Genomic DNA, 14,162 nt, shown 5'->3' on the forward strand with positions numbered 1-14,162 from the left:
GGTTCCAAACCTGCCGGTCAGAACTGGTACTTGCGCAAACCACCGTCCACAGGGATCACCGCCCCGGTGATGTAGCTGGCCAAGGGCGATGCCAAGAACGTGACCAAATTGGCCATGTCTTCCGGCTCGCCGTAACGGCCCATAGGGATTTCGTTGTCGCACTGCCACTGGCGGTATTCAGGCGTGTAGTTGCGGAAAATTTGCTCCGAGTGGATACGCCCTGGTGGCACACAGTTCACGGTGACCCCGTGTTTGCCCACCATGCGCGACAAACCTTTGGCCCAGCTGTGCATGCCGGCCTTGGCGCAAAACGCGCCGTTGGTGTGCTCTGGCTCGCTTTTGCCCGTGATGTTGATGATGCGACCCCAGTTGCGCGCAATCATTTGGTCGATCAAAGCGTCGGCCACTTGGCGGGGGCGGTGAAAATTCAAAGTAATGGCCTCTTGCCAGGCTTCTTCGTTCACATGCAACTCCTTGAAACTGCGCGAGCCGCCAGCGTTGTTCACCAAAATATCCACACTCCCCAAACCGGCCAACGCGGCATCGGTCAGGCGCTTGGCCGCGTCTTCGGCGTACAGATCCGATTCAATGATCACAGGAGCGTGACCGCCAGCGGCCACAATCTCGGCAGACAACTCCTGCAATTTATCGACACGACGCGCCGACACTGCCACACGCACGCCCTCGGCGGCCAGAGCTTTGGCAATACCACGCCCAATGCCCACGCTCGCACCGGTGACCAAGGCAGTTTTATTTCTGAGTTGCAAGTCCATAGGTATCTTTCAAAAGTTGGATGGTGTGAATTTAGCTCTTCAAAACGAGCTTGAGCAGCCCCTGAAAAGCATGGGTCCATCACAAATCGTGATACCCCTATGAATCGGTCAAACTTTGGCGGGATTTATCGGCGCGCGACCACCTCGGCAGACTCATGCCTGCAGGCTCAGTGCGGCCCCTTTCCAAGCACCGCTGCCCACCAGACTGCGCACGCAATCGGCCAACACCACCCGCGCGGCCAATGCGGCGGGCGACAGTTCCTCGTCAGACAAACCACACAGCCAATTGCTGCGTTTAATTTGGTGATCGGTGATGCGCGCCATGTGCAAAGACTGTTCGGCATCAACTTGCCTTGCAACAGCCGCCCATGGCTGCAAGGTCGCGCCCATGCCTGCCTGCACAGCGTCCATCAACATGGCCAAGGAATCGACCTCGAGCGCCACCATAGGGGTGAATTTGGCACGCACAAAAGCGGCATCCAAGGTGCTGCGCAAACCATGCGGTCCTGTGGGCAAAATCAGGGGCTGATCTTTGAGTTGGGCCATGCGCAAAGTGTTCGGCACCCCAGGCTTGACGGCGCGTCGGGCCATGATCAAGAAAATGTCTTCTTCGATCAGCGGCAGAACACTCCAGCGCCGAGCCGCTTGCACAGATTGGCTGGCACCCGTGGGCAAGTCAAACAAGACAGCCAAGTCCAGCTGCCGCGCATTGAGCATGGCCGACAAATGCCCCGATAAACTCTCCACCATGTGCAGGCGCACATCCGGGTAACGCTCCCGCATGGCCTGCATCAGGGGCAAACCCAGCACCGCCGCTGTGGTGGGGGCCAAACCCACACTCACCGTACCGGTCAATCGGGCCTGCTGCGCTGCACGCATGGCCTGCTCGGCATGGCGCAGCGTCAACTGCGCCTCTCTAAAAAAAGCCACCCCCGCCTCGGTAGGCGTTACGCCTTGGGGGCTGCGCTGCAAAAGGCGGGTACTCAGCTCACCCTCCAACCGGGTGATTTGCTGACTCAGTGCAGATTGCACCAAGTTCAGATCCAAAGCTGCGCGGCTGATGCTGCCCAACTCGACCACACGCACAAAATACCGAAGCTGTCGCAACTCCATGGGGTCAAGTGTCCGATCGGTGCAGTTTTTCGTGGATTTTCTGACGGCTGCGCCACACACTCCACAACACCAAAGGCAGCAGCATGGCCACGGCAATTTCAGGATTGAACGGCAAGCCATAGGCCTTCAAGCCCTTGAACGCGTAAAGCAGCAAGCTCACAACGTAGTACGAAATGGCGGCCATGGACAAGCCCTCCACCGTGACTTGCAAGCGCAGTTGCAACTCTTGGCCACGGGTCAGTTTTTCCAACAAGACCTGGTTTTGTGTCTCGGTGGCAATGTCCACCCGGGTGCGCAGCAAGGCGCTGGTGCGCGAAACCCGCTCTGCCAAGGACGCCAAACGCTTTTCTGTGGCATTCACCGTGGCCATGGCGGGCGACAAACGCCGCTGCATGAACTCGCCCAAGGTCTGTGTGCCCGATATGGGGCGCTCGCGCAACTCGGTCAAACGTTGGCTGACCAGAGTGTCGTAAGCGCGGGTCGCTGAAAACCTGAACCCATGTTCGGCCGTGGCTCGCTCGATGCGGGCGGCCAATGACACCAGCAAGTCCAGCAAGGCTTGGTCGGTCTCGCCCTTGCGCTCGAGCAAACCCGTGATGTCGGCCAATTGCGCTTCAGCCGCTGACAACATGGCAGACAGATTTTTGGCCACGGGCAATCCACGCAAAGCCATCAAGCGGTAAGTTTCCAACTCGAGCAAGCGCTGCGAAATGCGTCCGGCTCTGGCCTCGCTGGTGCCCTCTGGCGCCACCACCAACATGCGCTCAAAACCATCGGTACCAATTCGGAAATGGGTCAGGATGCACGAATGGGAAAGGCCCTCGGCCGTATTGCCCATGCGTGAAGCCAACACCGTACCCGGCCCCAACCAACTTTGGGCTTGGGCAATCAAACCGGGCGAATCGATATCGGCCGATAACATCCCCAGTTCAATGGCGGCCATGGTTTGGCCTGGCAAGCCGCGCAACCAGTCGGTGCCAACGGCCACATGCGGCGCCAGCTCAGGCAAGTCGGCGCCCCATTGCGCATTCGGCGGTAAATTTTGAACGATGGAATAGCGAGTGAACTCGGTGTGCCGCTCCCATTTGACGGTGAAATGGTCACACCGCAAACGCAAAAAATTGCCCTGCAATTGGTCCAGACCCAAATCAGCATGGCCCGGCAAGCGCCGCAGGTGGGCCCATTCCTGCTCTCGTGTAACGCCCTCGTTGAGCAGTGCCACATAAACGATCAACGCCGGCAACCGAACCCGGGCAGGCGGACGCGCATGCACCTCGTTGTGCAACTCACGCCTTTGGGCGTCTTCTGGCGGTAAGAACCGGGAGGTAATTTCGTTCATGTTTCTATTCTGACCGAGCTTGTGAGCGCATAACCTGTGCTTCACAAGAATTTTTAAAAGCTGCCCGAAAACGGTCCCTCAAGGCACAGACGGCTCAGGCACCAACAGTCGGCCCTGCCAAACGCCCACCAAGGTGGCCAACAAAAGCCAAGCAATCAAGACCGTCACCAAAAAAAGGCCACTCAATGCCCAATGCTGAGCCCTCGCATCGCCCAAAGACAAGGCCAGTGACAAGGCAGCGAATGCCGCCAAAGGAAATGACATTCCCCAAAAAGGCATGCCAAATGCTTGCTTCAAAATTCCGCGGGCCACCCCTGCAGACCCCAAAAAAAACAACAAGGCCAAGCACCAAAGCCCGAGGACCAAGGCCTGCGGCAAGCCCAGGTTCAAACCCGACAAAGCCAGCACGGAGGGCGGTGCCACGGTGATGAAGGTCAATGGCAACAAGCGCTGCGGCCACATGCCCAAGCGAAGGATGCGCCATCCAATCAGCCCCCACGCAACGGGCCAGAGCAAGGCTGCAAGGCCAAATTGAACCGCAGCCCACACCGGATGCCCCAAACCCACACCCGCCAAAGCCGGCAACACATTGCCCACCACGGGAATGAACAAAGCAGGCGTCATACCCAACCAAAACCGGTCTTGGCTTCGGTCCGAACGGAACCAACTCAGCACCACCACACCACTCACCCCCAACAAACCGGCTGAACCCAACATCCACAGGATGTCTGCCCAGGTAGAGAACCCCCAGTGGACCGCGCCCACACTGGCCATCAACACCCAGGACGCTGGCAAGGCCGCCACAAACACATGACTCACCGGGTGCTTCAGATCTGCCCGCACCATCTCTGGAAACCACCACAGGCGCAAAGCTGTGGCCAGCATCAAGGCGCTCAGGGCAGATGCGGCCACAACCCCCCACATGGCCGAAACCAGCACCGCTGCATCACCCCAAAATGCCGAGGCCCGATGCCAGGCCAAAGACAGGCCACACAAGCCCATGACCATGGCAAACCAAGCAAAACCCAGGTGCTGGAGGGGTTTCAAAAAAAGGGGTGGGCTCATCTGCTGAATCGAAACATAAAAAAACCCGTGGGCTAGACCACGGGTTGGGAGCGTTGCGCAAAGAGCGCAGGGGTCAGAACGGAATGTCGTCGTCCATGTCGTCAAAGTTGCTGGCCGCAGGCTTGGCTGCGGGTGCAGGTCGGCTAGCTGGTGCGGCGGCTGGACGCGCTGGTGCGGATTGGCGAGGGGCATAGCCACCACCGCTTGCACCACCGTCCTCAGACGGGCCGCCCATGCCTTGGCGGCTGCCCAGCATTTGCATGCTGTCGGCACGGATGTCGGTCGCGTATTTTTCAACGCCGTTTTTGTCGGTGTATTTGCGGGTCCGCAAGCTGCCTTCCACATAGACCTGGCTGCCCTTGCGCAGGTACTGGCCCGCGATCTCGGCTAACTTGGCAAAAAAGCTGATGCTGTGCCACTCGGTGGCTTCGCGCATCTCGCCTGTGGCCTTGTCCTTGTAGCGGTCTGTGGTGGCCACACGGATGCTGGTGACCGCATCGCCAGAAGGCAAATAACGGGTTTCGGGGTCGGCCCCGAGGTTGCCGACGATGATGACTTTGTTGACGGATGCCATGAAAACTCCTCGATAGATGCATCAATTATGGGGCCAATCCGCCCTCCAGCGGACCGATGTCGAACGCTGTCCTACCCCTCAAGCCACCTGCCCGACAGGCGCCGCACGGCCTGGGGTTTGCATGGGCCACGCCACACACAGCCACACCAGCAGCGCCAAGCCGCAACACAAAAACAACACCGGGCTGCCCCAGGACTTGACCAGCCAGCCGCCAGCCAGGCCCCCGACAAAAAACCCCAGCGACTGCAGCGTGTTGTAAACCCCCATGGCGGTGCCGCGCATGGCTCGGGGCGCGATGCGAGAGGCCAAACTCGGCTGGGTGGCCTCCAAGGCATTGAAGCCACAGAAAAAAACGAGCAGCAGCAGCGCCATGGCGCTCAGGCTGGTGGTGCCCGCCGATTGCACCAACAAACCCACCTCGACCAAGGTCATCAAGGCAATCGAGAACAAAAAGACTTTCTTCAGGTGGCCCCGGCGCTCCATGGCAAACACCACACCTAAAAACAAAAACGACAGCACAACAGCGGGCAAATACACCTGCCAGTGCTGCGCCGTCTGCAAACCCGCCTGCACCAGCAAGGCGGGCACCGCCACCCACATGGCCAGCTGAACCGCATGCAACACAAATACACCCACATTCAGGCGCATCAGGTCAGCATGGGCCAGCACATCGCGCAATCGCCCCGGGCCCTGCCCCAGCACCGGCTCGGGCGCAGGGGGTGCCCCCCAAATGACCACACCCACGCCCACGAGGGCCAACACGCCGGTCAGCCAAAACAGACCGCTCAGGCCAATCCAGGCCGTCAGCAAGGGCGAGATCACCAAGGAAAATGCAAACATCAAACCGATGCTGCCGCCCACCAAAGCCATGGCCTTGGTGCGCACCTCGTCCCGCGTCAGGTCGGCCAGCAAGGCCGTCACAGCCGCCGACACGGCTCCTGCACCCTGCAAGCTGCGCCCGAGCAGCAGGCCCATCAGGTCGGTGGCCGCGGCCGCCCAAAAGCTGCCCAAGGCAAAAATCACCAAACCCAGCACAATCACCCGCTTTCGGCCAAAACGGTCGGAGGCCATGCCAAACGGCAGCTGCAGCAAGCCCTGCGTCAGGCCATAAATGCCCATCGCCAAACCCAGCCAGACTGGGTCTTCGCCGCCGGGGTAGCGGCGTGCTTCCAGTGCAAAGACGGGCAAGACCAGAAACAAACCCAGCATGCGCAGCGCAAAAATGCTGGCCAGAGAGGCGCTGGCGCGGCGCTCGATGGGCGTCATGCGCAAAGCATCAGAATCGGAATCAAGCGAGGAATCGACCACAAAAGAACTCAAAAATCCCCAAATGGGGGGAAACGCAAAAGCCAGATTGTCCCCGATTGAGTACCCCCAACGACCCGCAAGCGGTCAAAGGGGATAATCAAAGGTTTTGCTGATCTGGCTTCCCACGTGAAATTTGCCGACCCTTCTCTCTTGCCCGACGAACCCGAGCCCGCGCGGTATCTGGCCTCAGCGCTGCGGCAGACCCACATCAGCGTGCGGGGTGCCCGCACGCACAACCTGAAAAACATCGACCTCGACATCCCTCGCAACCAATTGGTCGTGATCACCGGCTTATCCGGCTCGGGCAAGTCGAGCCTCGCTTTTGACACGCTGTATGCCGAAGGCCAGCGCCGCTACGTAGAAAGCCTGTCGGCCTATGCGCGGCAGTTTTTGCAGCTGATGGACAAACCCGATGTGGACCTGATCGAAGGCCTGTCGCCTGCGATTTCCATCGAACAAAAAGCTACGAGCCACAACCCCCGCTCCACGGTGGGCACGGTGACCGAGATTCACGACTACCTGCGCTTGCTTTACGCACGCGCAGGTACGCCCTATTGCCCCGACCACAAGCTGCCTTTGCAAGCGCAAACCGTGAGCCAGATGGTGGACGCCGTGCTGGCACTGCCCGAAGACACCAAACTGATGATCCTCGCGCCCATTGCGCGTGAGAAAAAAGGCGAGTTTGAAAAAGTCTTTGAGCAAATGCAGGCGCTGGGTTATGTGCGTTTTCGCATCAATGGCCAGACGGTGGAAGTGGAAGAGCTGCCCACGCTCAAAAAGACTGAGAAGCACAACATCGACGTGGTGGTGGACCGCATCAAAGTGCGGTCTGAGGAAGATGCGAAGGCGAGAGACGCCTTGCGCCAGCGTCTGGCCGAGAGTTTTGAAGCCGCGCTGCATCTGGCCGAACACCGCGCTGTGGCGCTCGAGATGGACACTGGCAAAGAGCACCTGTTCAACGCCAAGTTCTCCTGCCCGGTGTGCACCTATTCGATCAGCGAGCTGGAACCGAGGTTGTTCTCGTTCAACTCGCCCATGGGCGCGTGCCCCACTTGCGATGGCATTGGCAGCATGGCGTTTTTTGACCCCGAGCGGGTCGTCGCCTTCCCCTCGCTCAGTTTGGCCAGTGGCGCCATCAAGGGCTGGGACCGGCGCAACGGCTTTTACTTCAGCATGCTCGAAAGCCTGGCCAAGCATTACCAGTTCGACATCGAAACCCCGTTTGAAAAACTCGCCCCCATCCACCAGCAAGTCTTGCTGCACGGCTCGGGGCTGGAAGAAATCAAGTTCAGCTACGTGATGGAGTCCGGCGCCTCGCAGGGCAAAAAGGTCAGCAAGAAGCACCCGTTTGAAGGGATCATCCCCAACATGACGCGGCGCTACCGCGAGACCGACTCATCCGTGGTGCGCGAAGACCTGGCGCGTTACCGCAACATGCAGGCCTGCACCGATTGCCAAGGCACGCGCTTGCGGCGTGAAGCACGCCATGTGCGCATTGGCGAAGGCGCGCAAGCCCGCGCCATTTACGAGATCAGCCATATCACCCTGGGCGAGTCGCAGCAGTATTTTCAAGGCCTGAAAATGCACGGGGCCAAGGCCGAGATCGCCGACAAAGTGGTGCGCGAAATCGCCTTGCGTTTGAAGTTTTTGAACGATGTGGGCCTGAATTATTTGAGCTTGGACCGCAGCGCCGACACCCTCTCGGGCGGTGAATCACAGCGCATCCGCTTGGCCAGTCAAATTGGCTCTGGGCTAACAGGCGTTATGTATGTGCTGGACGAACCCAGCATCGGATTGCACCAACGCGACAATGACCGCCTGATCGGCACCTTGCAACACCTGCGTGACATCGGCAACAGCGTGCTGGTGGTCGAACACGACGAAGACATGATCAGCGTGGCCGATCATGTGATCGACATGGGGCCGGGCGCGGGCGTGCACGGTGGGCGCGTGATGGCGCAAGGCACCTGCGCCGACATCTTGGCAGCGCCCGATTCGGTCACCGGCCAATACATGTCGGGCCGTAAAAAGATCGAAATCCCGAAGCGCCACAAGGCGGGCAAGGACTTCATCGAGATCATCGGAGCCAGCGGCAACAACCTGAAAAACGTGAACGTGAAGTTCCCCGTGGGGCTGCTGACCTGCGTGACCGGCGTATCGGGTTCCGGCAAATCGACGCTGGTGAACGACACGCTGTATGCCGCAGCCGCGCACCAGATCCACCGTGCCCAGGGCGATGCCGCACACCACGAAGAGATCAAAGGGCTGGAGCATTTCGACAAGGTCATCAACGTCGACCAGTCCCCCATTGGCCGCACGCCGCGCAGCAACCCGGCCACCTACACCGGCCTGTTCACTCACATCCGCGAGCTGATGGCCGAAGTGCCTGCTGCACGCGAGCGCGGCTATGGCCCGGGGCGTTTCAGCTTCAACGTGACCGGTGGCCGCTGCGAAGCCTGCCAAGGCGACGGCATGGTGAAGGTGGAGATGCACTTTTTGCCCGATGTGTACGTGCCCTGCGACGTGTGCCACGGCATGCGCTACAACCGCGAAACGCTGGAGGTGCAATACAAGGGTCAGAACATCGCGCAGATTTTGAACATGACTGTGGAAGCGGCGCACCAGTTCTTCAGCGCCGTGCCCAACATTGCGCGCAAGCTGCAAACCCTGCTCGACGTGGGCCTGACGTACATTCGCCTCGGGCAAAGCGCCACCACCTTGTCTGGCGGCGAGGCCCAGCGCGTCAAGCTCGCGCTCGAATTGTCCAAGCGCGACACCGGCCGCACGCTCTACATCCTGGACGAACCCACCACCGGCCTGCACTTTGCCGACATCGATTTGTTGCTGAAAGTGCTGCACCAGTTGCGCGACGCAGGCAATACCATCGTCATCATCGAACACAACCTCGACGTGATCAAAACCGCCGACTGGCTCATCGACATGGGGCCCGAAGGCGGCGCGGGCGGTGGCACGGTACTGGGCGAGGGCACACCCGAGCAACTGGCCAAAAACAAGGCGAGCTTCACGGGCCATTATTTGGCGCGTTTGCTTTAAACGCGCTGCGCCTTCAGCCCTGCCCCTTACTCAGTTCACATCCATCCAATTTCCCCCCACTTTTGAACCCTTGAATGTCATTATGAAAACCGTCATCCGTGCTTTCTTCAGAACCCTGCGCCTTGTGCTGGGCCCCGTCATGCTGCTCAAAGAGCGCCTGACCCAACCCGCTGGCGTGCAACGCGCCGCCTCCGAGCAAGCCAAGGTGGACCAGCAATGCCAAAGCCTGGCGCTCTACCAATTCAGCACCTGCCCGTTTTGCATCAAGGTGCGCCAAGAAATGCGCCGCTTGTCGTTGCCGATTGAAAAGCGCGATGCGCAGCACCATGCCGATCACCGCAATGAATTACTTCAAGGCAGTGGCGCGACCAAAGTACCGTGTCTCAAGATCACCGAAGCAGATGGTCAAACCCGTTGGCTGCAAGACTCGACCGAAATCGTGGCCTATCTGCGCGGGCGATTTGCCTGAAGGTCGGCATAAGAAACCGCCTGTAGGTCGGCGGCTTCAGCCCCGACCAGCCCCCTGCTCCGACATGCCTCCATGGAAACCGAACTCAAACTCAGTCTGAACGAAGCAGACCTGCCGCGCCTGCAGACCCACCCGCTGATGGCCAAAGGCGCAGGCAAGCAGCGCCTGCTCAACACCTATTTCGACACACCCGACCTGGCCCTGAAGCAGCGCCGCATGGCGGTGCGCGAGCGGCTGGCGGGTGACCAATGGCTGCTCACGGTCAAAACCGCAGGCCAAAGCCAAAACGGTTTGTCGCGCAGACAAGAGTGGGAAGCGCCCACCACACCGGGCACTTTGGACTTTGAATCGCTTGTTGATGACGCTGCGTTAGCCACCGACCTGATGGCTTTGCGCCCTGCTTTGCGTGCGCTGTTTTGCACTGACTTTGAGCGCCAGTGCTGGGTCATCGAACACGCAAGCGCACGAATCGAAGTGGCACTGGACCAAGGCCGCATCCATGTGCCCGGCACCGCCCTGAGCGAACCGCTGTTAGAACTGGAGCTTGAACTGCTGAGTGGCCCAGAGGCGGCTTTGCTCGCTCTGGCCGATGTGCTGCGTCAAACACCACAAGGTGACTTGACGCTCACGCCCAGCGACACCAGCAAGGCGCAGCGGGGGATGGCGCTTTGGCGACGCGCCCACTGACGCGGCAAGCCGACTCCTGCGGACTCATCAAAAGTCATGCGGCTTGAACCACGGTGAGCAAAGTCTGACCGTTGGCCACGAGTTTTTCACCCTCTGCGTCCACCGCAAACAAATCACAGCTGGTGAACACCTGCGCTTTGCCCGGCTTGACCACCCGAGCCCGCGCAATGAACTTTTGCCCCACTGCAGGCCGCAAGCAATTGACCGAAAAGTTGGCCGCCAGCAAATTGGGCCCTGCCACGGTGCCCGCTGCGAAACCACAGGCGGTGTCGATCAAGGTGCCGATCAAGCCCGCGTGCAAGAAGCCCGAATACTGACCGACTTCGGGCCGCCAAGGCATCTGGATTTCCACAAAGCCGGGTTCGGCCACGGTGACTTCGATGCCGCACCAGTTGTTGAATTCGGCCATGGCGTTGATTTTTTTCAACATGTCGAGTGGACTCATTTCGATTTCCTTTGCTTGTTTTTGAACCAGCCGATGTGGTCGATCAGCTTCTTGCGCAGTGCTTGGTGTTCGGCGATGACTTGGTCGATGTCGGCCACTCGCTGCTGGATCGCCTCGATCATGTCCTGAGGCGTCAATTGGCCCGATTGGAATTTGGGCACGTACTCAGCGATAAAGGGCAGAGAAAAACCCATCTCCCGCGACATGGCGATGAAGACCACCAGCCTCACGGTTTTCTCGTCGTAATCGCGGTAGCCGTTGGGCAATCTCTGGCTCACGATCAAGCCAGCCGCTTCATAGCGACGCAAGCGGTGCACCGACACCTGGGTCTTGGCCGAGAGTTCTGAAATGCGCATGAACCCAGTCTAGCAACGCTCGCACAATGCGAAGGTTGATCCGATTGACGCATGGGCGACAAGCCGGTCAGATGTCTGCGCCGCAGGTGATACCCCGCTGCGCAAGGCTGGTGTACAAACCCGCTCTACTTTGAGAATGCTTTGATGACACCACACCCCGCTTTGCCCCACGCCCACCCTAAAGATGTGGGCCTGTGCCCCGAGCGCACACAGCGCCTCATGGATGTGCTGCGCCGCGAAGTGGCCAGTGGCAGGTTGCCGGGGGCTGTGGCCATGATCGCCCGGCGCGGGCAGATCGGCCTGCTGGAAGCCTTGGGCCAGCAAGACCCGGCCATGGGCACGCCCATGCAGATCAACAGCATCTTCCGCATCTATTCGATGACCAAGCCGGTCGTTTCGGTGGCGGTCATGATGCTGGTCGAGCGTGGGCAATTGCTGCTCTCCGACCCGGTCAGCCGTTGGTTGCCCGAGTTTACCCACCCCAAAGTGGCGACCGCGCAGGGGCTGGAGCCGGTCAAGCAAGAGGCCACGGTGCAAGACCTGCTGCGCCACACGGCCGGGCTGACCTATGAATTTTTGGGCAGCTCACCCGTGCAGCAGCAATACGCACAAGCCAAGATCGCCTCACGCGAGCGCACCAACGCCGAGTTCTCTCAAGCCCTGGCGGCCATGCCGCTGCAATTCCAGCCCGGCAGCGTGTGGGCTTACAGCCGCGCCACCGATGTGCTGGGGCGCTTGGTCGAGGTAGTCAGCGGCCAAGGTTTTGGGGCCTTCTTGCAAGCCGAGATCTTTGGCCCGCTGGGTATGGTGGACACCGGCTTTGCGGTGCCACCCGAACACCACCACCGCATTGCCGAGCCCTTTGCGCACGACCCTGACGGCGGCGTTCCCATGAAGGTGCTCGACCCCCGCCAAGTGCCTGCCATGGAAGGCGGCGGTGGGGGCCTCATGTCCACCACCCTGGACTACGCCCGCTTTTTGCAGTTCTTGCGCAACCGAGGTGAGCTGAACGGTGTGCGCCTGCTGGGCCCGCACACGGTGGACTACATGACGTCCGACCACCTGGGCGGCATCCCGGCAGACGGCACGCTGCTGCCCCCTGGCCACGGCTTTGGCCTCGGGTTTGCGGTGCGCACGAACTTGGGGTTGTCGCCCGTGCCCGGCTCGGTCGGCCTGTATTACTGGGGCGGCATCGCGGGCACTACCTTCTTTGTCGACCCTGCGCTGGACATGTATGCCATGCTGATGGTCCAAGCACCCAACCAGCGGGATTACTATCGCCCCTTGTTCCGCGACCTCGTGTATGCGGCGCTACTGTAAAAAATTCAAAACACTGGAGACTTTCGCTATGTCCGCATCTGGTCTGATGATGAAACGCCCCTTGCTCATTTCGGGCATTCTTGAACACGCCGCTGCACAGTTTGGCGAACAGGAAATCGTTTCGCGCGAGACGCACGGTCCCTTGCACCGCAGCACCTTTGCCCAAGCTGCCAAGCGTTCGCGCCAACTCGCCAACGCCTTGGCCCAGATGGGCCTGAGGGCGGGCAGCGCTGTAGGCTCGATCGCCTGGAACAACCACCGCCACCTGGAGGCCTATTACGCCGTCTCGGGCAGTGGCATGGTCATGCACACCTGCAACCCGCGCCTGCACCCGCAGCAGCTGATCTATGTGATCAACCACGCCGAAGACGAAGTGGTGCTGTTTGACGCCACCTTCGCGCCGCTGGTCAAAGGCATTGCCGCCCATTGCCCCAAGGTGCGCGCCTGGGTGTGCCTGGCCGATGCGACCAACACACCCGTTATCGAGGGCGTGGCCAATGTGATGAACTACGAAGGCCTGATCAGCGGCCACAGCGACAGCTTCGACTGGCCCGAATTGGACGATCAAACCGGCGCCGCGCTGTGCTACACCTCGGGCACCACCGGCAACCCGAAGGGCGTGCTGTACACCCACCGCGCCATCGTGCTGAACGCCACCATGGCCTGTCTGCCCGATGTGCTGAGCCTGTCCACACAAGAGACCATCTTGCCCGTGGTGCCCATGTTCCACATCAACGCCTGGTGCATCCCCTATGCCGCACTGGTGGCAGGCACCAAGCTGGTCTTGCCCGGCCCCAAGCTCGACGGCCCCAGTTTGTTCGAGCTGATGGACAGCGAGCAGGTCACCATCAGCGCGGGCGTGCCCACCATCTGGATGGGCCTGATCCAGCATGTGGAGCAAAACAACTTGCGCTTTGCCCACATGAAACGCACTGCGGTGGGCGGCTCGGCCATGCCCTTGGCGCTGATCGCCAAGTTCATGGACACCTATGGCATAGAAGTGCGCCACGGCTGGGGCATGACAGAGACCACGGCCGTCGCTACCATGAGTTTGCTGACGCGTACCGACCGCCAAAAAACTGCAGCCGATCAACACGCCATCGTGGCCAAACAAGGCCGCGCGGTCTCGGGCATCGAGATCAAGATCGTGGATGAAAACGGCGCCACCCTGCCCCGCGACGGCACATCCCAGGGCGAGTTGATGGTGCGCGGTCAGTGGATCGTGGAGCGCTACTTCAAGGCCGAGAAAACCGCGCTGGTGGACGGCTGGTTCCCCACAGGCGACATCGCTACCATCGACGCACAAGGCACCATGCAAATCCGCGACCGGACCAAAGACGTCATCAAAACTGGTGGCGAATGGATCAGCTCGATCGATCTGGAAAACGCCGCCATCGGTCACCCCGCTGTGGCCATGGCCGCGGTCATTGGTGTCAAGCACCCCAAGTGGGACGAGCGTCCGCTGCTGTTCATCGTGCGCAAGCCAGGGCAGTCACTTGAAACGCAAGAGATCCTCGACTTCCTCACCACCAAGGTGGCCAAGTGGTGGGTGCCCGACGATGTGGTCTTCCTCGAATCCCTGCCCGTGGGCGGCACGGGCAAGGTGCAGAAGAACGACCTGCGCAAAGACTACGGCGGCGTGTTCAGCTGATCAAGCTC

The 14,162-nt window shown here is 60.3% G+C and carries 13 protein-coding genes; 5 read left to right on the forward strand and 8 right to left on the reverse strand.

Going from position 1 to position 14,162, the window contains the following annotated elements; all coding sequences use genetic code 11:
• Positions 1–17: 17 nt before the first annotated feature.
• The 6 genes from L63ED372_RS11380 to L63ED372_RS11405 form a co-directional block, all read right to left on the reverse strand.
• Positions 18–773, reverse strand: a complete 756-nt coding sequence (locus L63ED372_RS11380) for an SDR family NAD(P)-dependent oxidoreductase (RefSeq protein ID WP_062406058.1) — start codon at positions 771–773, stop codon at positions 18–20.
• A gap of 153 nt (positions 774–926) precedes the next feature.
• On the reverse strand, positions 927–1,886 hold the full coding sequence (locus L63ED372_RS11385; protein WP_062406059.1) for a LysR substrate-binding domain-containing protein: 960 nt from the start codon (positions 1,884–1,886) through the stop codon (positions 927–929).
• A 4-nt stretch (positions 1,887–1,890) separates the two neighbouring features.
• Positions 1,891–3,225, reverse strand: coding sequence for a DUF3422 family protein (locus L63ED372_RS11390; protein WP_062406060.1), 1,335 nt, complete (start codon positions 3,223–3,225; stop codon positions 1,891–1,893).
• A 78-nt stretch (positions 3,226–3,303) separates the two neighbouring features.
• On the reverse strand, positions 3,304–4,290 hold the full coding sequence (locus L63ED372_RS11395) for a hypothetical protein (protein WP_062406061.1): 987 nt from the start codon (positions 4,288–4,290) through the stop codon (positions 3,304–3,306).
• A gap of 73 nt (positions 4,291–4,363) precedes the next feature.
• Positions 4,364–4,864, reverse strand: a complete 501-nt coding sequence (ssb, locus tag L63ED372_RS11400) for a single-stranded DNA-binding protein (protein WP_062406062.1) — start codon at positions 4,862–4,864, stop codon at positions 4,364–4,366.
• Between the two features lie 78 nt (positions 4,865–4,942).
• Positions 4,943–6,130 carry an MFS transporter gene (locus tag L63ED372_RS11405; RefSeq protein WP_062408013.1) on the reverse strand — a complete coding sequence of 396 codons (1,188 nt, stop codon included), beginning with the start codon at positions 6,128–6,130 and terminating at the stop codon, positions 4,943–4,945.
• 168 nt (positions 6,131–6,298) lie between these two features.
• Here L63ED372_RS11405 and uvrA point away from each other — a divergent pair, with 168 nt between their 5' ends.
• From uvrA to L63ED372_RS11420, 3 genes are all read left to right on the forward strand, one after another.
• Entirely contained in the window at positions 6,299–9,226 is a 2,928-nt protein-coding gene (gene uvrA / locus L63ED372_RS11410; RefSeq protein ID WP_442915113.1) for an excinuclease ABC subunit UvrA, read from the forward strand.
• An 82-nt stretch (positions 9,227–9,308) separates the two neighbouring features.
• Positions 9,309–9,695: a glutaredoxin family protein gene (locus L63ED372_RS11415; protein ID WP_062406063.1), complete on the forward strand. Its 387-nt coding sequence runs from the start codon at positions 9,309–9,311 to the stop codon at positions 9,693–9,695.
• A gap of 72 nt (positions 9,696–9,767) precedes the next feature.
• Positions 9,768–10,382, forward strand: a complete 615-nt coding sequence (locus L63ED372_RS11420; RefSeq protein ID WP_062406064.1) for a CYTH domain-containing protein — start codon at positions 9,768–9,770, stop codon at positions 10,380–10,382.
• A 34-nt stretch (positions 10,383–10,416) separates the two neighbouring features.
• Here L63ED372_RS11420 and L63ED372_RS11425 read toward each other — a convergent pair whose 3' ends face one another.
• Positions 10,417–10,827, reverse strand: coding sequence for a PaaI family thioesterase (locus tag L63ED372_RS11425; protein WP_062406065.1), 411 nt, complete (start codon positions 10,825–10,827; stop codon positions 10,417–10,419).
• Complete coding sequence (locus L63ED372_RS11430) at positions 10,824–11,183, reverse strand: MerR family transcriptional regulator (protein WP_062406066.1); 360 nt, start codon at positions 11,181–11,183, stop codon at positions 10,824–10,826. The genes L63ED372_RS11425 and L63ED372_RS11430 overlap by 4 nt, the downstream gene beginning before the upstream one ends.
• 144 nt (positions 11,184–11,327) lie before the next feature.
• Here L63ED372_RS11430 and L63ED372_RS11435 point away from each other — a divergent pair, with 144 nt between their 5' ends.
• Together L63ED372_RS11435 and L63ED372_RS11440 are read left to right on the forward strand one after the other, a co-directional pair.
• Positions 11,328–12,503 carry a serine hydrolase domain-containing protein gene (locus L63ED372_RS11435; RefSeq protein ID WP_062406067.1) on the forward strand — a complete coding sequence of 392 codons (1,176 nt, stop codon included), beginning with the start codon at positions 11,328–11,330 and terminating at the stop codon, positions 12,501–12,503.
• Between the two features lie 28 nt (positions 12,504–12,531).
• Positions 12,532–14,154, forward strand: a complete 1,623-nt coding sequence (locus L63ED372_RS11440; RefSeq protein WP_062406068.1) for a long-chain-fatty-acid--CoA ligase — start codon at positions 12,532–12,534, stop codon at positions 14,152–14,154.
• The last annotated feature ends 8 nt before the right edge of the window (positions 14,155–14,162 follow it).

Origin of the sequence: Limnohabitans sp. 63ED37-2 (genome assembly GCF_001412535.1) — a bacterium.
Taxonomy (GTDB): Bacteria; Pseudomonadota; Gammaproteobacteria; order Burkholderiales; family Burkholderiaceae_C; genus Limnohabitans_A.

Coding starts and splice junctions, on each gene's coding strand:
- L63ED372_RS11425 (WP_062406065.1), bottom strand. CDS start 10,827: ATGAGTCCACTCGACATGTTGAAAAAAATCAACGCCATGGCCGAATTC.
- L63ED372_RS11390 (WP_062406060.1), bottom strand. CDS start 3,225: ATGAACGAAATTACCTCCCGGTTCTTACCGCCAGAAGACGCCCAAAGG.
- L63ED372_RS11380 (WP_062406058.1), bottom strand. CDS start 773: ATGGACTTGCAACTCAGAAATAAAACTGCCTTGGTCACCGGTGCGAGC.
- L63ED372_RS11430 (WP_062406066.1), bottom strand. CDS start 11,183: ATGCGCATTTCAGAACTCTCGGCCAAGACCCAGGTGTCGGTGCACCGC.
- L63ED372_RS11405 (WP_062408013.1), bottom strand. CDS start 6,130: ATGACGCCCATCGAGCGCCGCGCCAGCGCCTCTCTGGCCAGCATTTTT.
- L63ED372_RS11435 (WP_062406067.1), top strand. CDS start 11,328: ATGACACCACACCCCGCTTTGCCCCACGCCCACCCTAAAGATGTGGGC.
- L63ED372_RS11395 (WP_062406061.1), bottom strand. CDS start 4,290: ATGAGCCCACCCCTTTTTTTGAAACCCCTCCAGCACCTGGGTTTTGCT.
- L63ED372_RS11415 (WP_062406063.1), top strand. CDS start 9,309: ATGAAAACCGTCATCCGTGCTTTCTTCAGAACCCTGCGCCTTGTGCTG.
- ssb (WP_062406062.1), bottom strand. CDS start 4,864: ATGGCATCCGTCAACAAAGTCATCATCGTCGGCAACCTCGGGGCCGAC.
- L63ED372_RS11420 (WP_062406064.1), top strand. CDS start 9,768: ATGGAAACCGAACTCAAACTCAGTCTGAACGAAGCAGACCTGCCGCGC.
- L63ED372_RS11385 (WP_062406059.1), bottom strand. CDS start 1,886: ATGGAGTTGCGACAGCTTCGGTATTTTGTGCGTGTGGTCGAGTTGGGC.
- L63ED372_RS11440 (WP_062406068.1), top strand. CDS start 12,532: ATGTCCGCATCTGGTCTGATGATGAAACGCCCCTTGCTCATTTCGGGC.